We start from the raw sequence: 18,772 nt of genomic DNA on the forward strand, positions 1-18,772 counted from the left end.
CATAAAAAACAGGCTGTTCCTCCGAGAGGAACAGCCTGTCCTTTTTACGGCGCCTTGCGAGGCAAGGCGATCAGCGCGTCACTTAGTGCGTCACATCAACCGCGCAGTTTCGCAAACGCCGCTGCCATGGCATTGTTGCTCGGTGCCTGCTCACGACCACGCTGGTTCTGGTGCTGCGACAGACGACGCGCATCGTTGCGGTCACCACGTTGCTCGTTGCGTGCACCCGGGGCCGGGGCGGTGTCGTTCAGGCGCATGGTCAGGGCGATGCGCTTGCGCTTCTCGTCCACTTCCAGCACCTTGACCTTGACCACCTGGCCGGCCTTGACCACGGTGTGCGGGTCCTTGACGTAGGTGTTGGACAGCGCCGAGATGTGCACCAGACCATCCTGGTGCACGCCGATGTCGACGAAGGCGCCGAAGGCCGCCACGTTGGTGACTACGCCTTCCAGGATCATGTCCGGACGCAGGTCCTTGATCTCTTCCACGCCTTCCTTGAAGGTGGCGGTGGTGAATTCCGGACGCGGGTCGCGGCCGGGCTTGTCCAGCTCCTTGAGGATGTCGGTGACGGTGGGCACGCCGAACTTCTCGTCGGCATATTTGGCCGGGGTCAGGCCCTTCAACAGCGAGGTCTGGCCCAACACGCTCTTCACATCCTTCTTGATGTCGGCCAGGATCTTTTCCACCAGCGGATAGGATTCCGGGTGGACCGCCGACGCATCCAGGGGGTTCTCGCCATTCATCACGCGCAGGAAGCCGGCCGCCTGTTCAAAGGTCTTGTCACCCAGGCGCGGTACTTCGCGCAAGGCAGCACGCGAGCTGAACATACCCTTCATATCCCGATACGACACGATGCTCTGTGCCACGCTGGCGTTCAGACCCGACACGCGTGCCAGCAGCGGAGCGGAAGCGGTGTTCACATCCACGCCCACGGCGTTCACGCAATCCTCCACGACGGCATCCAGCGAGCGCGCCAGTTGCGACTGGCTCACATCGTGCTGGTACTGACCCACGCCGATGGACTTGGGATCGATCTTGACCAGCTCGGCCAGCGGGTCCTGCAGACGACGTGCAATCGAGACTGCGCCACGCAGCGACACATCCAGATCCGGCAATTCCTTGGAAGCGAATTCCGAGGCGGAATACACCGACGCACCCGCTTCGGACACCACGATCTTGGTCAGCTTCAGTTCGGGACGCAGCTTGATCAGGTCCTGTGCCAGCTTGTCGGTTTCACGCGAGGCGGTACCGTTGCCGATCGAGATCAGCGAGACATTGTGCTTCTCGGCCAGCTGCGACAGGGTGTGCAGCGAACCGTGCCAGTCGTTGCGCGGCTGGTGCGGGTAGATGGTATCGGTGGCGACCACCTTGCCAGTAGCATCGACGATGGCGACCTTGACGCCGGTGCGCAGCCCCGGGTCCAGGCCCATGGTGGCACGCGGGCCGGCAGGCGCGGCCAGCAGCAGGTCCTTCAGGTTGCGGGCGAAGACGTTGATGGCCTCGGCCTCGGCCTTCTCGCGCAGGTTGGTCATGAGCTCCGTTTCCAGGTGCATGAAGACCTTCACGCGCCAGGCCCAGCGCACGGTGTCGGACAACCACTTGTCAGCGGCGCGGCCCTTGTTGGAGACGCCGAAGCGCGAGGCGATACGACCTTCGCAAGGATTATGGGGCGCATCCCACTTCGGCTTTTCTTCTTCGCTGTCCAGACGCAGAACAACGTTGAGCATCTCCTCGCGGCGACCACGGAACAGCGCCAGCGCACGGTGCGAAGGGATGGTGGAATAGGTCTCGGAGTAATCGAAGTAGTCGGCGAATTTTTCGCCAGCGTCCTGCTTGCCATCGATCACCTTGGATTCGACCACGCCATGTTCGGTGATGTACTCACGCAGGCTCTGCAGCAGCTCGGCATCTTCCGAGAAGCGCTCCATGAGGATCTGGCGCGCGCCATCGAGCGCGGCCTTGGTATCGGGCACGCCCGGATTGTCACCGTTGTCGGTGGTGAAGGCGGCCTTGATGTATTTGGCGGCCTCCTCTTCCGGGTTCAGGCCCGGGTCATTCAGCAGCGCATCGGCCAGCTCGGTCAGGCCGGCTTCGGCGGCGATCTGGGCCTTGGTGCGACGCTTGGGCTTGTAGGGCAGGTAGAGATCTTCCAGGCGGGTCTTGTCTTCCGCGTGGGTGATGGCGTCCAGCAGCACCGGCGTCATCTTGCCCTGCTCTTCGATGGACGCGATGATCGCGGCGCGGCGGCTTTCCAGCTCGCGCAGGTAACGCAGGCGCTCTTCCAGCAGGCGCAGCTGGATGTCGTCCAGGCCGCCGGTGACTTCCTTGCGGTAGCGGGCGATGAAGGGGACGGTGGCACCTTCGTCCAGCAAGGCGATGGCGGCAGCGACCTGAACCGGCTTGGCGGCGAGTTCAAGGGCGAGTCGTTGTTCGATAGAAGGCAGCATGGTGAAACCCAGTCAACAGTTAAGCAATTAAGCAGTTATGCGGTGAAGAAAAACAAGCGTTGGATGATACGCAATTCAGCCACCCGCGCCAATCTTGACATTGCCTGATTGCACGGGAAGGCAGGCGGCACGGGCGCATCCGGGCCATGGGGGATTGGACGGCGGCGGCCAAAGCCGGGATAATCGGCGCTTCCGCCTCGTGCAGCCCCTCATTTCTTGCAACATGACCATCCGTCTCATCGTCGGTCTCGGCAACCCCGGCCCGGAATACGAACAAACCCGCCACAACGCCGGCTTCTGGCTGGTCGACAACCTCGCCGGTCCGGTCCGCCTGAGCCGCGAGCAGCGCTTCAACGCCCTGGCCGGCAAGACCAGCATCGCCGGCAATGAGGTGTGGTTGCTGGAACCGCAGACCTACATGAACCGCTCCGGCCAGTCGGTCGGCGCGCTGGCGCGCTTCTACAAGATCAATCCGGACGAAGTGCTGGTGGTGCATGACGAACTGGACTTGCCACCGGGCGCGGCCAAGATCAAGAAAGGCGGTTCTTCCGGCGGCCACAATGGCTTGAAGGACATCACCGCCGCACTGGGCACCCAGGACTACTGGCGCCTGCGCCTGGGCATCGGTCATCCGCGCACGCTGGGACTGCAACAGCCGGTCGCCGACTTCGTACTGCACCGGCCGCGCAAGGAAGAACAGGCGCTCATCAACGACGCCCTGGACAAGAGCCTCAACGTCATCCCCCTGCTGGTGCAGGGCAAGTTCGAGGCCGCCATGATGGAACTGCATACGGGGAAATGAGCCTGATGCGCTGAACCACAACGCAACAGGAGCGCCCCAACCTGCGAGGCGCTCCCGTGCGTCATGGACTTATTTCAGCGAAGACAGTTTCTGTTCCAGGCCCTTGGCATCGACCGCGCCAGGAATGCGCGAACCGTCGGTGAAGAAGATGGTCGGCGTGCCGGTCACCTTGAGCTTCTTGCCCAGTGCCAGGACATCCTCATGCGGCGCATTGCAGGAGGCCGCCGCTGCCGGAGCTTCCTTGCCGTTGACCATCCACTCGTTCCAGGCCTTGCTCGGATTGGGCGCGCACCAGATGTTGCGCGACTTCACGATGGAATCCGGCGAGAGGATGTTGTACTGGAAGGTGTAGTAGGTGATGTTGTCCACTTCCTGCAGGGTCTTGTGCAGGCGCTTGCAGTAGATGCAGTTGGGATCTTCGAAGATGGCGATGACGCGCTTGCCATTGCCCTTGACGGTCTTGATCGCCTTGTCCAGCGGCAGGCCCGAGAACGGGACCTGGTTCAGCGAATCGATCTTTTCCTTGGTGTAGTCGCGGTAGCTCTGCGCATCCACCACGCGACCGATGAACAGGTACTGGGCCTTGGCATCGGTGTAGATCACGTCGCCATCGATCTGGATTTCATAGAGGCCGGAATACGGCGTCTTGGTCACCGCATCGACCTTGGCATCCTTGCCCAGCCGCGGCTCGATGAGCTTCTTGATGGTGGCCTCGGTGCTGTCAGCCGCCTCGGCCTGCGCATGGGCGCTCACGCCGACGACGGTGGAAACCAGCAGCAATGCCGCCATGCTCAGATGGCGCAATGGGCTCGCACCGGCGGTCAGAAATTTTTTCATACTCGTCCTGATTCAAATCAAACGCACACCCAATCCTTGACGCATCGGCCGCAAAGCCTTGCAAAGACTGGGGTTGCAGATGTCTCTCAAAAAAAATCGCGGGGCAGTTTTTCCGGCAACGGCAGGCCCAACCAGCCCTGCTGTCTCGCCAAAGGCCACTACCTTACCTGAAATCGCCGCGCTTCACTGTCCCAACGCGTGGGCAATCAGCCGGCGCTTGAGCAGCGGCAGACGGTTCACCAGGCTCATGCCGATATTGCGCACCAGGCGCACCGGCTCGGCCTCGGTGGAGAAGAGCCGATGCAGACCATCGGTGGCGATCTGCATCAGCAATACTTCTTCCTTGCGGGCGCGGGCGTAGCGACGCAGCACGCGGTCATCGCCGCAATCGTACTGGGGCTCGCGCTTGAGCAGGATATCGATCAGCGCGGCCACATCGCCAAAGCCCAGGTTCATGCCATGCCCGGCCATCGGATGGACCACATGGGCGGCATCGCCGATCAGCGCCACACGCGGCGCGATCATCGCATGCGGCTTGATCAGGCGCAGCGGGAAAGCCTTGGCCACCTCCGGCTGCAGCGGAGTGAGCGCCCCCAGCACGGGCGCGGCCCACTGCGCCAGACGCTCGGCCAGTGCCGACAACGGCAGGCGCAGCAGCTGCTCGGCCAGCGCCTGCGGCGCGGACCACACCAGCGAGACGCGGTTACCCGGCAGCGGCAGCAACGCGATCACGCCCTCGGTCGGACTGAACCATTGATAGGCCACGCCGCGATGCGGCAGCTCGCAGGTGAAATTAGTGACGATGGCGTTCTGGCCATAGGAGCGGTAATCCAGCCCGATATCGCACTGTCCGCGCACCCAGGAATTGGCGCCATCGGCCCCCACCACCAGTGAAGCGGACAGGGCCTGGCCGGATTCCAGCGTCAGCGTGGCAGTCTCGCCGCTGACCGCCAGCGCCGTGGCGCGGCCCTGCAGCACGCGCACATTGGGCGCAAAACGCAGGGCGGCGTCCAGCGCCTGGTCGAGATTGCGGTCTTCGACGATCCAGGCCAGGGCATCGGTGCGGGCGGCGTAGGCATCGAAACTGAGCAGGCCGGGCTGCGCCTTTTCCGGCAGGCCGTCGCCGTGGACGGTCATGTTATCCACAGGCGCGATGCGCGCGGCATCCATGGCATCCCAGACGCGGACCGAGGACAGCAGCCGATGCGCGGTATGGTTCAGCGCATAGACCCGCACGTCCCAGCTGGCCGGGTCCGGTGCGGCGGGCTTGGGCGGTGGCGCCAGCAGGGTCACCTTGAAGCCGGCCTGCGCCAGCCCCAGCGCCGCCGTCTTGCCGACCGCGCCGTCACCGACGATGCAGATATCAGTGCCAGCCGCGGCCGGCGAGGAAGATGGGGAATGTGAATTGGTATTCATGTCGGCGATTATAAACGGGGTGGCGGAAACTATTTTTCAAAAAGGACTTGCATATTTCTTCAAAGCCGCTATACTTGTCCGTCTTGGCCTGGTAGCTCAGTTGGTAGAGCAGAGGATTGAAAATCCTTGTGTCGGTGGTTCGATTCCGCCCCGGGCCACCAAGAATGTTCCAAAAAAAACGCCAGCCCTTAGCGGTTGGCGTTTTTCATTTCCGGGACGGAAAATCCTTGGCTCCAGTCCATTCTTGGACTGCTGTCTTTTATAAAAAACTCTTACTCCTGTTGTCAATCAGAGTCAGGGATCGCAGTAGAAAATTTGCACCTCCGGCCTCAAATGAGAGAAGTTAGTGCGATCTAACTGAAATAAAAGCCAAGCAAGACTTCGCTAAGAAGACCAAAACCAACTTAAATCCCACTTCTGGCTTAAACTCTGATTTACACCTAGATTTCATGAGTCATTCTGCTATCTGCCAATAGGGTGCTTTCCGTGTTAAACGAGCAAGATATTAAGGCCGCCGTCATCGACAAATTGTTCGCAAAACTGCAGAGGCACGATGCTGTCTTAATTAATGAAATGTCAGTGGGAAATGCGGAACGGAGAGCCGATATAGTAATTGCCAATGGTCATTTAGAGGCCTTTGAAATTAAAAGCGATCTGGACTCACTGAAGCGATTGGATGGGCAGCTGGCAGTTTATCTAAAGCGATTTGACAAAGTAACCTTAGTGCTTTCTTCAAAATTCATTGACTACGCTCTAGAAAACACACCGTCGCAGGTTGGCATTTGGGAAGCCGAGGAACTCCGGTCTGATTCTGTGCAGCTCAAAATTCGACGCCCAGGAAAAATCAAGGAAATCTCCGATAAAAAATTATTGTGTGATTTTTTGTTGAAATCAGAGCTAACCCTGCTGCTCAAGAACAAGGTGGAATTTAACCTCGGATCATATTCACGATCTGAACTTACAACATTGGCGCTAGATAATTCGCTAGCGTCCCTGCGGCGCTTTACGATTCAATCTATAAAAAATCGGTACCGTACGACTTTTCAAAATTTCCAGAAACTTCGGCAACGAGAAAAAACGCATCCTGGTGATATAGCGAACTTAAGTAAAAGCAAAACGAAAAGAAAAGAACTCGACACCCTTTTCGCAAAATACCTAACGGCTCCAAACAAGCATCATCACCGCGAACTAGATTTTTCCCGTTTATTTCCGGACGGAGATATACCAGAAGACATGCCTCGGCATATCTTGGTCCCGATTCAAAATAACTAAATCCAGCTCTCTTCATCTCCATTATCTTCTTTCGGAGGCATAGCATTCGCTGCCTCTAAAAATTCCAACTGATAATCGATATGTAAATTCACTCGAACTGAAATTGCAGCGATCGGTGAATTAATTGTTTTTCCGTTCCCAGCTGCTGTGTTTCGCACCATTTCCGCCCCCCAGCAGGTATTAGTTTTTAACGATGGATGATTTTTCAACAGAGTTTCAGCAGCATCTTTATAACCCTCGCTTTTAGTGCCTGGCCGACGCTCAAAATACCAGTAGTGATCAGAAGGCACATCAAGTTTAGGCAGGTATGTCCCGCCTTCGTCGTCATACACAACTGAATGAATTGATGCATGATCTCCGTAGCGAACAATGTCTGGTCCGATGGAGTCATACAGTATGTGCTCAAGCATAGATATTCTTCCGCTTGTTTCACTGTCGTCATTGCGATACTGCGTTACAGACCGTGGATAACTTGTCCCCGCAAGCACTCGCAAAGTCTCCGGAACCTCTTGCACTATCGTATTGATGGTATTTAATATGGTTTGCAGTACCCCCGCCTTAATAAGCTTCGTTGACACCTCTCTGATATACCCTGCATCTATAATAATCAATGCTTTTTCTGGCGCATTCAAGGCATAAAGCGAGGCCAGTGTGCTATCAAGTTCATTTTGATTAATCCTGACGCGAAATACCGGCGTCCTTCCCAGCTTCTCTATTGCGACTGCTTGTTGTACAACGTTTCGTCGGGTCGCGGTCGGCGCGAATTGAACAACTGGCACCACGGATTTGTTTTTCTCGATAAATTCCAACCAGTTCTTAAAGATAGAATCCGGTAGCATTAAATTACTTATGGATTCATTTTGATGCTGAATTTCTTTACTCAAGTCCAAAATGAAATTTCGACTACCAAGGCACTCTTCAACTTTGCCTAAGGCCTTATCCACCCCGTCAGTATTTCTCCATTTTCCCAATGTAATGATTGGAAGTATTTTGTCCTTTGCGTCGTCAGAAAGATGGTAGAGACCGTTCAATTCTGCCTGACGAGTTCGTAATATCGGAAAGTAAGCGTAGTTATTAAAGTTCATTTTCATGCGTCTTCATCTGGTTGGTTTTTCGCCATATGGGCGGCCAAGTTATTTCTGATATTTTGGATCATCGGCTCGGGATTGATCACTGATGTGAGTGCGATGGAAATATTTCTGTAGTTAATCAGCTCTTCTTCCTTCGAAAGTAAATCGTCACTGATTTTTTCGATTCGGCGTTCAAATTTCCCGATGACGATGAACGCTGAAATACTGAGCAGTAACGTGATTGCAAAGGACGCCGCCCATCCTGACAGCGAAATAATTTGAGCATTTTTCGGAGCATCAGTTAAAGCCACACCGATTCCAATGCTCCCGACACCTACGCCTAAGCTAACTATTGCGACAACTCTGTCGAAATTTATGATCATCTTCTTATTCCATCAAGGATTAGGAATACACAAGTTCTCTTTCTTTTACATCCCACTCAGCATACATATCTCAGCCCAAATGCTACGCAAAACTAACTAGCATGTGGCTCAAACAGCAGAAGCTCGCACATGACATCCAAGCGCCTATTAATTAACTTGCACTTCCAAACGTTTCTGTCGTCCATGGCACAGACCAAACGGCGCGTGTCCGCCAAGCCATATTAGTTGAGACCATGAAAGATGATTATCATTTTCAAATCAAAATCATCATTACTTGTCTTCTTACGAGTAGTAGCAGCATCCCTACGTTTTGCTCACCACTGTCCATCATCGTTACGAGTGTGGCTTTTACCCTGAGTGGGGCCTGGCCATAAACTCAAAGCAGAATCATCCAAAGGCAGATCAATCAATGTCTGCCGAGGTGACTGACTTGACCGTACCCCAGAATTAGTACCGGTCTAAAGTAAAAATTTCCGCCTTGTGAGTCTTTTTGTCCTCGCGGTCGATTCCCTACCTCGTCCCGCCATTCACAAACCTCACCTCCACCCGCCGATTCCGCTCATCACTGGCAGCCAGCCCCGATAAAGGCTGTGAATCCCCATACCCCGCCACGATCACCCTGCGCGCGGCTTCCGGTGCGCTACGCCCGATCAGCAGTAGTCGCGCTTCGCGCGCACGGGCGGCGGAGAGGGTGATGTTGTCGTCATAGACGGTGCAGTAGGCGCGGACATCCGTCACCGGTGCCTTGACCGGCTTGTCGTCGGTGTGGCCTTCCACATAGATGCGGCCTGCCGGGTTCTGCTTCAGGTAATCGGCGATGCGTTGCTCTACCTGCGCAAAGGCGGCCCGGGCTTCCGGTTCCACGCAGGCGCTGCCGCGGCGGAAGGCGCCTTCCTTCAGGGTGATCGTGCCCGCCTCGGTATCGATGGCAACCAATCGGGAAGCGCCCTGCTGCGCAAATACGTTCTGCACCTGACGCAATACGCCGGTCACGCCTTGCTCCCGCTGATCCTGTTCCCGCTGTTCCTGCGCCGCCGTGGGCGTGTCGGCACGCGACGCAGCCGGCGTCGTTGTCGGCTGCGCCGGCGCTGGTGCCGTCGAGGGCGTGGGCTGTGGTGGGGTCGGTGTCGGTGCTGGCGTAGTTGCTGGTGTAGTTGCTGGCGGCGATGTCGGCGTCGGCAATGGTGCCGCAGCCGGCACCGTGGCCGAGGCAGGCGGCACGCTCTGCGCTGTCCGTTGCTGCGCAAGGGCGGCCTGCGCGGCCTCGGTCCCGCCTGCGCGATGCACGGCCAGCAGCACCACCAGCACCGCCGCCAGGGCGGCCATCAGGCCGGTGGCGACCACCCATTCGTTGTCTGCCTGTTTCATCGCTGCCTCAGGTCAGGAAGAGCGAGCAGTCTGCCGCTGCAGGGCGTCCATCAACTCGGCATGGCGCAGGTGGGCGCGTTGCGCTTCGGCCTGTTGTGCCGCCAGCAGCGCGTTGCTGCTGTGGGTGATGGCGTCGATCAGGCGCTGCCGGTCTTGCGCCTCCAGTTGCGCGCGGGCGTGTGCCTGTTCGGTATCGAGCCGCCTGAGGGTGCTCACGCTCCAGGCCAGGCGCGTCTGTTCGCGCGCGCTGAGGGTGATGCAGATCTTCAGGATCAGGTAGGCCAGGATGCCCCAGGTGGCCATCCTGAACTTGGCGCCCAGCGCATCGATGACCGCTGCCAGTGCGCCCGGTGCCTGTTGCGGGCCGAGTACCGCAGCCGTATCGCCCAGGGCCAGACCCAGGCCGATGAAGCTGCCCAGCAGGCCCAGCATCAGCACCATGCCAGGCGCGACCTGCGCCCAGCGTTCCGGCGCGGTCGCGACGGCCTGGCTCAATTCTTCCGGGGTGGTGGGTGCAGGCAGGGCGCGGCCCTCGCCGGTGAGTGCGCCCAGGCGGGCCTCCCATTGCACCGGACGGGCGCTGCGCGCCAGCAGCAGCGGCAGCCCGATCACCAGCGCCAGCAATAGCAGGGCCACCACGAGCTGCAGGCCGCCATCGACCGCGCCATTCCATTGCGGCATCAAAAAATCCAGCACGGATCTATTCATCGCCGGCCCCCGTCTGCATCGTCCATCCCCTCATCCCTTCCCCCTTGTCGCTTGGTCGCTTTAGTCTCATTACCACCTGTAAAGAATGAAGATTAGCAGAAAGACCACACTCGGTGACCAAATGCCGCCTTCAGCAGACTGCTGTAATGAACCGGTCATAAGTCGTCAGCAGAATTTCAGTTCTTTACAATTTGCTATCAACTCTTTGCACATGGCGCGCTCCTCCTTCCCTCTTCGTCTGCTTCCATTGGTGCTTGCCCTGCAGGCGATCTACGCTCCCACCCACGCGGCCAACTACACGGTCGGCAACGGCACCACCGACACCACGGCCAAGACGCTGACCAAGAACGGCAGTGACACAATCACCGTCGATGCCGGTGGCACGCTGGCCTCGGGCAGCGCGGCCAGCATCAAGACCTCGCAGGACAACGACAACCTCTCCACCGTCACCATCAACAACGCCGGTACGATCAGCCAGACCAGCGGTCTCTCGGCCATCAGCATCAACAACAAGAAGGTCAACCTGATCCTCAACAATGCGCTGGGCGGGGTGATCACGAGTTCGTCGAGCGCGTCCAAGACGCCGACCATCCTGATCGGCAAGGGCAGCGATAGCTTCTCCATCGTCAACCTCGGCACCATCTCGCAGACCGGGCCGACACCGACCAATGCGGACAACGGCAAGAACTACGCGATCAATGCCAACGGTGACTACTCCACGACCGGCAACACCATCGTCAACGGCTCGGCCACCAACAGCAGCGCCACCATCAGTTCGTCGAGCTCGACCGCGATCAAGATGGGCTCCAACATCCTGCTGACCAACTATGGGCGTATCTTCACCACCAGCCCGGTCAACACCTCCTGCCCGGATTACCTCAGCGCCTGCGCCAGCGGTTCGCCGCCGAAGGCGGCCGATGGCATCTCCATCGATGACGGCATCAAGAATGCCGTCGTGGTCAACTACGGCAGCATCACCGGCGCACGGCACGGTATCGATGGTGGTGACCCGGTCGCCGCCACGCCTGACAGCAACCTGGCCAATGCCATCCAGCTCAACCCGCACCTCACCACCACCGGCATCAGCTTCGATGCCACCTATGCCGACGGCAGCACGCGCAGCAATGTCACCATCAGCAACAACGTGGTGATCAACCAGGCCGGCGGCGTCATCACCGGCAATAACGGCTCGGGCGTCGGTTTCGACAGTCACGGCGTGGTCTTCAACTACGGCACCATCGTCGGCAACTATGCCGGCAGCGGGCGCGTGTATGACGTACTGGGCAACGGTGCCACCACCAGCAATGGCGACGGTGACGGCGTGGACATCGACGGTACCGCCTATATCGAGAACTGGGGCAGCATTCGCGGCACTGGCGCCGGTGGTCTGGATTCCACCGGCCAGCCCAATGGCGCCGATGGCGTGGCCGCCGGCGGCGGCACGGTGATCAACCATGCGGGCGCGGTGATCTATGGCGATGCGCACGGCATCCTGATCGACGACGGCAATGACTGGTCCAAGGACGCCAGCAATCCGCTCATCACCTACAACAACGGCAATACCACCGGGCGCGGCACCAGCAGCGTCAATGGCAGCAAGGCCTACATCGTCAACGACGGCAGCATCATCGGCAACAAGGGTGTGGCCGTCGGCCTGGTGGGCAACTACGACGACACCCTGATCAACAATGCCAGCGGCGTCATCACCGGTGGCGCCCAGGCCACGCTGACCGGCCAGGGTGGCAGCACCACACCGGGGGCGGCGGTGCAGATGGGCGGCGGCAACGACACCCTGATCAACTACGGCCGCATCGAAGGCAAGAACGGCCTGGCCATCGACATGGGCGATGGCGACGACTCGCTGCAGTTGCTGGGTGGCACCGTGATCGGCACCATCAACGGCGGCGCCGGTACCGACACCCTCACCACCGGCGGCACCCAGACCTTCGCGGCGGGTGTGCTGTCGGGCTTCGAGAACTTCGTCGTGCGCGATGGCATCACGCGTTTCAACTATGACCTGGGCACGGTCAGCAACATGACCGTCAACCAGGGCGCCGTGCTGCAGGTCAATGGCGCCTTCGGCACCAGCGGCAACCTGGCCGTCAATGGCATGTTCCAGGCGGCCGATGGGACGGCGGTGCGCAGCATCAATGTCGGCGGCAATTTCTCGCTGGGCAGTGGCGCCACCCTGCAGGTCGGCGTGGCCGGTCCGCAGGCCGACCAGATCGTCACCGCCGGCAGCGCCACGCTGGCCAATGGCGCCACCGTGCAGCCGGTGGTCAAGACCTATGTCCCCAACAGCGCACGCTGGACCATCCTGTCGGCGGCCGGCGGCGTGTCGGCCGATGTGTCGCAACTCCAGGTGGCCAACACGGCCACGCTGAACTACAGCCTGCAGCTCAGCGGCAATGACCTGATCCTCAGCGCGCAGCGCACCAGCAGCGTCAGCGATGTCACCGGCAGTCCGCTGGGCCGGGCCCTGGATGCACTGGGCAACAACAGCAACAACGCACAGGTGCAATCGCTGCTGGCCTCGCTGGATGCGCTGCCCACTGCAAGCGCCTATCGCAGCGCGGTGCGACAACTGCAGCCCGAGACCAATCGTGCCAGCCAGCAGGCGGCACAGGTGGCCATGGGCAGCGTGTTCTCGGCGGTGTCCGGGCGCATTGATAGCGCCCGCAATGACAGCCAGGTTGCCAGCACCTCCGGCATGGATGGCAAGCGCGGCAGCGGCATCTCCACCGGTGAAGCGGCTGCCCGCAGCCGTGTCTGGCTGCAAGGCTTGGGTGCCTGGGGCAGGCAGGATGCGCGTGCCGGCGCCGATGGCTACAACATCAACGCCTACGGCATGGCGGCTGGCCTGGAAACCGACCTCTCCGCACGTGAAGTGGCCGGCCTCACGCTGGGTTACACCCGCGCCGGTACCCGTGGCAACGACAATGCCAGCGGCAATGATGTCGATGTCGATGCGGTGAACCTGGGCGGCTACCTCGGCCTGGACATGGGCGGCTGGACCCTGGACGGCTCGCTGATGGTGGGTGGCAATCACTACAGCAGCAAGCGCGCCATCAGCTTCCTCGACCAGAACGTGAACGGCAGCTACAACGGCTGGCAGCTCGGCGCACGGGTCGAAGCCGGCCTGCCCTTTGCCATCAGCCAGACCTGGTCAGGCCGTTGGCTGGCGGGCCTGCGCCTGTCGCACCTGGCCAACCAGGGCTATACCGAGAGCGGCAACGCGGCGCTGGCCCAGAACGTGGGCGCGACCAATGCCAATTCCGTACAGCCGACGCTGGGGGTGGAACTGAACCGGGTCAACGACAACGGCGACCGCCTGCAACTGCGCGCACGCTACCTGCGCGAGCTGGCCGGCAATCCGGATGTCACCGCCAGCTTCGTGGCCGGCGGTCCCAGTTTCACCACCGCCAGCGCCGCGCCCAATCGCGATGCCGTGCAACTGGGCGCGAGCTATCGCTTCAATGCCGCCCACGGCAGCTACGGTACGCTGGGCTACGATGCCGAAATCCGCGATCGCGCACTGGTGCATCAATTGACGGCACGGGTGGGCTGGCTGTTCTGATCCGGCGTCATTCCGCAAACGGCCCGCAGCGTCAGCTTGCGGGCCGTTTTTACTCGGGTGACAATGCGCGCCATGCGCTTACCCTTCCTACCTCATCTGCCCTATCGGAATCTCCTCGCCGGCCTGGCCATCCTGCTGGCCGGCTGTGCCGGCGATCCCCTGCAACATGCTGACGGGCTGGCCTCCGGCGCGGCCTTCCAGCGCCAAGAGATCGACACCGGCCGCTTCGTGCTCACCACCTACGTGAAGGCGCGGCCCGCGCCGGCCGTGCTGCGCGTCTATATCGAGGGGGATGGCCGTGCCTGGCTCAGCCGCACCCAGGTCTCGCCCGATCCGACCCCGCATGAGGCCATGGGCCTGCAGCTGGCATTGAGCGATGCCCGCGCCAATACAGCCACCAATACCGCCGCCGGTACCGCCACCGATACGGCGAACGGTACCGCCCTCCTCTATCTGGCGCGCCCCTGCCAGTTCACGCCGATGGCGCGCAACCCTGCCTGTGGCCCGGCCTACTGGACCGGTCTGCGCTATGCCCCGGAGGTGGTCGATGCCATGAACCAGGCCCTGAGCCAGTACGTGGCACGCTTCAAGCCGGCACGCCTGGAACTGGTCGGGTATTCCGGCGGCGGTGCCATCGCGGTGCTGCTGGCAGCGCGGCGCCAGGATGTCAGTGCCATCCGCACCATCGCCGGCAACCTGGACCACGTGGCCGTGAACCGCTGGCATCAGGTCTCGCAGATGCCGGGCTCGCTCAATCCCATCGACGTGGCGCAACGGGTGAGGTCTATCCCCCAACGTCACTTCAGCGGCGCCGATGATCGCGTCGTCCCCACCGTCATTACCCGCGACTTCGTGGCACAGACCGGGGCCTGCGCCGCCCTGCAGGTGGTGCCGGGCATGGCCCACGAGAGTGACTGGCCGGCCATCTGGCCGGGACTGCTGCGCCAGCCTCTGCCCTGCACTTCGCACACGGCTGCTGCCAGCGGCAAGACACAATAAAAAAGGGTAGCCACGGCTACCCTGGCTACCCTCTTTCGATTTCCTGGTGTGGGGATCAGGTCGCCGCATCACGGCTTGCCGATTCCGTCACACCGAGGCTGGCACCTTACAGCGCCATGTCGGCTGCGGCATTGGCCTTGGGCTTTTCCATGCTGCCCTTGGCGCTGTCCTTGCCACCGGCCTTGGGGGCGATCACCGGAGGCGGTGCCAGTTGCAGCACCTCGCTGGTATAGGCCCATTCCTTGGCAACCTGGTCGGGATGGTCATTGAGCCTGGTGCCGTAGCTGGGGACGATCTGGCGCACCTTCTGCTGCCATTCGGGCGTGGCCAGCTTGTCCTTGAAGACCTTCTCCAGCACGGTCAGCATGATCGGCGCCGCGGTGGAGGCACCGGGCGATGCACCCAGCAGGCCGGCCATGCTGCCGTCGGCCGAGGCCACGATCTCGGTACCCAGCTTGAGCACGCCACCCTTGCTGTCGTCGCGCTTGATGATCTGCACGCGCTGGCCGGCTTGCCACAGGCGCCAGTCTTCCTTCTTTGCGTTGGGGAAGTATTCCTTCAGGGCTGCGAAACGCTGGTCATCGGACTGCATCAACTGGCCGGCCAGGTATTCCACCAGCGGATACTCGTCGATACCGACGCGGGCCATCGGCCAGACGTTGTGGGTGGTGGCGGTGGAGAACAGGTCCCACAGCGAACCTTGCTTCAGGAACTTGGTCGAGAAGGTCGCAAAGGGCCCGAACAGGATCACCCGCTTGCCATCCAGCACGCGGGTATCCAGGTGCGGCACCGACATCGGTGGCGCGCCCACCGAAGCCTTGCCATAGGCCTTGGCCAGGTGGCGCTCGGCGATGGCAGGGTTGTCGGTGATCAGGAACGAACCACCGACCGGGAAGCCTGCGTAGTCGCGCGCTTCCGGGATGCCGGATTTCTGCAGCAGCTTCAGCGCCCCGCCACCGGCGCCGATGAAGACGAACTTGGCATCGGTCTCGGTGGTGCTGCCATCCTTGAGGTTCTTGTAGCCGATGCGCCAGCTGCCGTCGGCGTTGCGGGTGATGTCGCGCACTTCGCTGGAGAGCTTCAGGGCGAAATTGGGGCGGCTCTGCAGATAGCCGGCGAACTGGCGGGTGATCTCGCCGAAGTTCACATCGGTACCCAGCGGCGTCCAGGTGGCGGCCATCTTCTGCGCGGGATCGCGACCTTCCATCATCAGCGGTACCCACTTGGCGATCTGCGCGTGGTCTTCCGAATATTGCATGCCGGCAAACAGCGGGCTGGCCTGCAGCGCCTCATAGCGCTTCTTGAGATAGGCCACGTTCTCGTCGCCCCAGATGAAACTCATGTGCGGGGTCGAATTGATGAAGGAGCGCGGGTTCTTCAGCACGCCGTTCTTGACCTGCCAGGACCAGAACTGGCGTGAGATCTGGAAGGCTTCGTTGATCTCGATGGCCTTGGCGATCTGGATCTTGCCGTTCTTGTCTTCGGGCGTGTAGTTCAGTTCGGCCAGGGCCGAGTGGCCGGTGCCGGCATTGTTCCAGCCGTTGGAGCTTTCCTCGGCCACGCCATCCAGGCGCTCCACCATTTCCATGGACCAACCCGGTTCCAGCTCGTTGAGCCAGACCGCCAGGGTGGTGCTCATGATGCCGCCGCCGATCAGCAGCACGTCGACCTTCTTGACGTCGGCCGCCTGCGAGGCTGGTACGGTGACCAGCGCAACTACGAATCCCAGCAAGGCCAGGAAAGATTTTTTCAACATTGTCTAAACCGTTTGTGATGGAGAGAGGGCTGCCTCCCTGCGCCAGGCGCGGGAGTCGGACAACCGGTGCGGGACGCTTCCTGCACGCCTGCCGTGGAGGGCAGGCGCGACATGAGGCGCCACGTGCAATACGCGCCACTGCCGGGCGGCGTATCGGCGACCGGGCGTGGCCGCGCGGGGCCACGGCGCACGTAACGGGTCGGGGGTCGCTGCCCGCGGCGTGCCTGCCGGATTCAACTGCCTGTCCGATGCCTGTCTCCGGCATTTGGGGAATGCCTGTACAAATCGTCTCCGTCAGAGCGGACCGGGATCGGGTCATGTCGAGGGAGCGCAGGGTAGCACGGTGCCGATACCGGCAGCGATTGCGGATATCCCTCATTACCGTGCCGGCACAAGCCTGTTCTCGCTCAGGAAATCCCCGATACCGGCCGCGCGATGGCTGGCTGACAATGGGAACAGAAAAAACAGTCACCATCCCTCACAGGGATCACCAGAACAGCCAGGGGCCCGTATGCAGACCGTCATCAACAAGCCGGAGAATTTCGCTTCCTACGTCTATCACGACCGGGCCTTCGACTGCGAAACCGCCAAGATCCTGCCGGGCGAGTACTACTACACCGGCGCCGACATGATGATCGTCACCGTACTGGGTTCCTGCGTATCAGCCTGCCTGCGCGATCGCGTCAGCGGCGTGGGCGGGATGAATCACTTCATGCTGCCCGATGGCGGTGGCGAGGCCGATAGCCCCGTCTCGGCCTCGATGCGCTACGGCACCTATGCCATGGAAGTGTTGATCAACGACGTCCTCAAGGCCGGCGCCCGCCGCGAAAACCTGGAATGCAAGGTATTTGGTGGCGGTGCGGTGCTGCGCGGGATGAACGCGATGAATGTGGGCGAACGCAATGCCGCCTTCGTCAGGAGCTTCCTCTCCGCCGAAAAGATCCGCGTGGTGGCCGAAGACCTCAACGACATCTGGCCGCGCAAGGTCCACTTCTTCCCCCGCAGCGGCAAGGTGCTGGTCAAGAAGATCAAGGACGCCGGCGCCGACCTGGCCAGCCGCGAACGCGAATATGCCACCAGACTGCAGGCCAAGCCGGTAGGTGGGGAAATCGATCTGTTCTGAATTACTGCTCCACCAACGCCTTTTCTTCCCCTTCCGTATTGCGCACGACCGGTACGATGCCGGCGTGCGCGCTCGTCATTTCACGATTTTCAGCTTCTGGTAACATGGCGCTTCGGCAGCGAAGTATCCATATGGATACAATTGCGCGCGATATCGCGTTCAAGGATCAGGCTGCCGTCGATGTATACCATCAAGGAGACAGGAAAGTTCAAGACGTGGCTGGCCGGTCTGAAGGACCTGCGGGCGCGTTCGCGAATCGTGGCCCGCATCGTACGTGCGGGACAGGGTAACCTCGGCGACTGCGAACCTGTGGGCGATGGCGTCAATGAAATGCGGATAGCGTATGGCCCTGGGTATCGTGTCTATTTCGCCCGCGAAGGAGAGATGACCTATCTCCTTCTATGTGGCGGCAACAAGTCTTCTCAGGCGCGCGACATTCTGGCAGCCAGGGAACTCTGGCGGCAACTCAGGAAGAAGTGATTCGGCCAGGACATCAAGGGAGCCAGCATGACAAGTCGGAAATTCAGCAGCGGGGATCTGCAAGTCTCCGTGTTCGATCCGGTGGACTATCTCGACAGCAACCAGGCAATGGTCGCCTATCTCGAAGCCGCCTTCGAAGAGAACGATCCTGCCTTCCTGATGGCCGCACTCAGTGACGTCATCCGCGCCCGCGGCATTGCGGAAGTTGCCAGCAAGGCCGGGCTGGGACGGGAGAGCCTCTACAAGACCCTGAAGCCGGGCGCCGAACCGAGGCTGGGAACGATCCTGCGCCTGCTGGGCGCACTTGGCATCCGCTTGAGCATCAGCCCCGCGAGGGCAATTCGCAAAGCGAGAAAACCTGCCGCTGCCAAACCTGCGAAGCCTGCGACGAAAGGCAGGCCCATCAGGAAACCGGCTTCGCCTCAGTCTTCCGTCGCCAAGCCCCGACCGCGGAAGGCCCATGAAGAAAAAGGTCCCGCCAAGACCGGGACTGCGCGAAGTCAGCCCTCCGCCTGAACCCTCTGACCATCAACA

At 60.6% G+C, this 18,772-nt stretch carries 15 protein-coding genes and 1 tRNA gene; 8 read left to right on the top strand and 8 right to left on the bottom strand.

The window, feature by feature from the left end; translation table 11 throughout:
* Positions 1-95: 95 nt before the first annotated feature.
* Positions 96-2,447, bottom strand: a complete 2,352-nt coding sequence (locus tag BTM36_RS09860) for a Tex family protein (protein WP_077236110.1) — start codon at positions 2,445-2,447, stop codon at positions 96-98.
* Between the two features lie 223 nt (positions 2,448-2,670).
* On the opposite strand from BTM36_RS09860, the gene pth reads away from it, so the two are divergent.
* On the top strand, positions 2,671-3,249 hold the full coding sequence (gene pth / locus BTM36_RS09865) for an aminoacyl-tRNA hydrolase (protein WP_077236111.1): 579 nt from the start codon (positions 2,671-2,673) through the stop codon (positions 3,247-3,249).
* A 69-nt stretch (positions 3,250-3,318) separates the two neighbouring features.
* Here pth and BTM36_RS09870 read toward each other — a convergent pair whose 3' ends face one another.
* Together BTM36_RS09870 and BTM36_RS09875 are read right to left on the bottom strand one after the other, a co-directional pair.
* Entirely contained in the window at positions 3,319-4,086 is a 768-nt protein-coding gene (locus BTM36_RS09870; protein WP_006461481.1) for a DsbC family protein, read from the bottom strand.
* 183 nt (positions 4,087-4,269) lie between these two features.
* Positions 4,270-5,502 carry a UbiH/UbiF family hydroxylase gene (locus BTM36_RS09875; protein ID WP_077236112.1) on the bottom strand — a complete coding sequence of 411 codons (1,233 nt, stop codon included), beginning with the start codon at positions 5,500-5,502 and terminating at the stop codon, positions 4,270-4,272.
* An 85-nt stretch (positions 5,503-5,587) separates the two neighbouring features.
* On the opposite strand from BTM36_RS09875, the gene BTM36_RS09880 reads away from it, so the two are divergent.
* Together BTM36_RS09880 and BTM36_RS09885 are read left to right on the top strand one after the other, a co-directional pair.
* Positions 5,588-5,663 (top strand) — tRNA-Phe (locus tag BTM36_RS09880).
* Positions 5,664-5,988: 325 nt separating this feature from the next.
* A complete protein-coding gene (locus BTM36_RS09885; protein ID WP_168189770.1) occupies positions 5,989-6,774 on the top strand; it encodes a sce7726 family protein in 786 nt (261 codons plus the stop codon).
* On the opposite strand, the gene BTM36_RS09890 is transcribed toward BTM36_RS09885, so the two are convergent.
* From BTM36_RS09890 to BTM36_RS09905, 4 genes are all read right to left on the bottom strand, one after another.
* Positions 6,771-7,865: a beta family protein gene (locus BTM36_RS09890; protein ID WP_077236114.1), complete on the bottom strand. Its 1,095-nt coding sequence runs from the start codon at positions 7,863-7,865 to the stop codon at positions 6,771-6,773. The two genes, BTM36_RS09885 and BTM36_RS09890, sit on opposite strands and share 4 nt — an antisense overlap.
* Entirely contained in the window at positions 7,862-8,227 is a 366-nt protein-coding gene (locus BTM36_RS09895; RefSeq protein WP_077236115.1) for a hypothetical protein, read from the bottom strand. Before BTM36_RS09895 ends, BTM36_RS09890 begins: the two co-directional genes overlap by 4 nt.
* Positions 8,228-8,737: 510 nt before the next feature.
* A complete protein-coding gene (locus tag BTM36_RS09900; RefSeq protein WP_077236116.1) occupies positions 8,738-9,595 on the bottom strand; it encodes an OmpA family protein in 858 nt (285 codons plus the stop codon).
* A 12-nt stretch (positions 9,596-9,607) separates the two neighbouring features.
* Entirely contained in the window at positions 9,608-10,303 is a 696-nt protein-coding gene (locus tag BTM36_RS09905) for a hypothetical protein (RefSeq protein ID WP_077236117.1), read from the bottom strand.
* Positions 10,304-10,514: 211 nt separating this feature from the next.
* On the opposite strand from BTM36_RS09905, the gene BTM36_RS09910 reads away from it, so the two are divergent.
* Both BTM36_RS09910 and BTM36_RS09915 read left to right on the top strand, forming a co-directional pair.
* Positions 10,515-13,880 carry an autotransporter outer membrane beta-barrel domain-containing protein gene (locus tag BTM36_RS09910; protein WP_139347117.1) on the top strand — a complete coding sequence of 1,122 codons (3,366 nt, stop codon included), beginning with the start codon at positions 10,515-10,517 and terminating at the stop codon, positions 13,878-13,880.
* Between the two features lie 72 nt (positions 13,881-13,952).
* A complete protein-coding gene (locus tag BTM36_RS09915; RefSeq protein WP_077236291.1) occupies positions 13,953-14,879 on the top strand; it encodes an alpha/beta hydrolase in 927 nt (308 codons plus the stop codon).
* A gap of 106 nt (positions 14,880-14,985) precedes the next feature.
* On the opposite strand, the gene mqo is transcribed toward BTM36_RS09915, so the two are convergent.
* Positions 14,986-16,635, bottom strand: coding sequence for a malate dehydrogenase (quinone) (gene mqo, locus BTM36_RS09920; RefSeq protein ID WP_077236119.1), 1,650 nt, complete (start codon positions 16,633-16,635; stop codon positions 14,986-14,988).
* A gap of 511 nt (positions 16,636-17,146) precedes the next feature.
* Between mqo and cheD the strand changes: the two genes are divergently transcribed.
* From cheD to BTM36_RS09935, 3 genes are all read left to right on the top strand, one after another.
* Positions 17,147-17,758, top strand: coding sequence for a chemoreceptor glutamine deamidase CheD (gene cheD / locus BTM36_RS09925; RefSeq protein ID WP_077236121.1), 612 nt, complete (start codon positions 17,147-17,149; stop codon positions 17,756-17,758).
* 180 nt (positions 17,759-17,938) lie between these two features.
* Entirely contained in the window at positions 17,939-18,238 is a 300-nt protein-coding gene (locus BTM36_RS09930; RefSeq protein ID WP_077236122.1) for a type II toxin-antitoxin system RelE/ParE family toxin, read from the top strand.
* Between the two features lie 27 nt (positions 18,239-18,265).
* Positions 18,266-18,754 carry an addiction module antidote protein gene (locus tag BTM36_RS09935; protein ID WP_077236124.1) on the top strand — a complete coding sequence of 163 codons (489 nt, stop codon included), beginning with the start codon at positions 18,266-18,268 and terminating at the stop codon, positions 18,752-18,754.
* Positions 18,755-18,772: the final 18 nt, after the last annotated feature.

Source organism: Herbaspirillum sp. VT-16-41, from assembly GCF_001994935.1.
Classification (GTDB): domain Bacteria; phylum Pseudomonadota; class Gammaproteobacteria; order Burkholderiales; family Burkholderiaceae_D; genus Herbaspirillum; species Herbaspirillum frisingense.

Bases quoted from the DNA above. Each gene is read 5' to 3' on its own strand.
- BTM36_RS09935 (WP_077236124.1), top strand. From the start codon at position 18,266: ATGACAAGTCGGAAATTCAGCAGCGGGGATCTGCAAGTCTCCGTGTTC.
- BTM36_RS09890 (WP_077236114.1), bottom strand. From the start codon at position 7,865: ATGAAAATGAACTTTAATAACTACGCTTACTTTCCGATATTACGAACT.
- BTM36_RS09930 (WP_077236122.1), top strand. From the start codon at position 17,939: ATGTATACCATCAAGGAGACAGGAAAGTTCAAGACGTGGCTGGCCGGT.
- mqo (WP_077236119.1), bottom strand. From the start codon at position 16,635: ATGTTGAAAAAATCTTTCCTGGCCTTGCTGGGATTCGTAGTTGCGCTG.
- pth (WP_077236111.1), top strand. From the start codon at position 2,671: ATGACCATCCGTCTCATCGTCGGTCTCGGCAACCCCGGCCCGGAATAC.
- BTM36_RS09895 (WP_077236115.1), bottom strand. From the start codon at position 8,227: ATGATCATAAATTTCGACAGAGTTGTCGCAATAGTTAGCTTAGGCGTA.
- BTM36_RS09915 (WP_077236291.1), top strand. From the start codon at position 13,953: ATGCGCTTACCCTTCCTACCTCATCTGCCCTATCGGAATCTCCTCGCC.
- BTM36_RS09900 (WP_077236116.1), bottom strand. From the start codon at position 9,595: ATGAAACAGGCAGACAACGAATGGGTGGTCGCCACCGGCCTGATGGCC.
- BTM36_RS09905 (WP_077236117.1), bottom strand. From the start codon at position 10,303: ATGAATAGATCCGTGCTGGATTTTTTGATGCCGCAATGGAATGGCGCG.
- BTM36_RS09910 (WP_139347117.1), top strand. From the start codon at position 10,515: ATGGCGCGCTCCTCCTTCCCTCTTCGTCTGCTTCCATTGGTGCTTGCC.
- cheD (WP_077236121.1), top strand. From the start codon at position 17,147: ATGCAGACCGTCATCAACAAGCCGGAGAATTTCGCTTCCTACGTCTAT.
- BTM36_RS09870 (WP_006461481.1), bottom strand. From the start codon at position 4,086: ATGAAAAAATTTCTGACCGCCGGTGCGAGCCCATTGCGCCATCTGAGC.
- BTM36_RS09860 (WP_077236110.1), bottom strand. From the start codon at position 2,447: ATGCTGCCTTCTATCGAACAACGACTCGCCCTTGAACTCGCCGCCAAG.
- BTM36_RS09875 (WP_077236112.1), bottom strand. From the start codon at position 5,502: ATGAATACCAATTCACATTCCCCATCTTCCTCGCCGGCCGCGGCTGGC.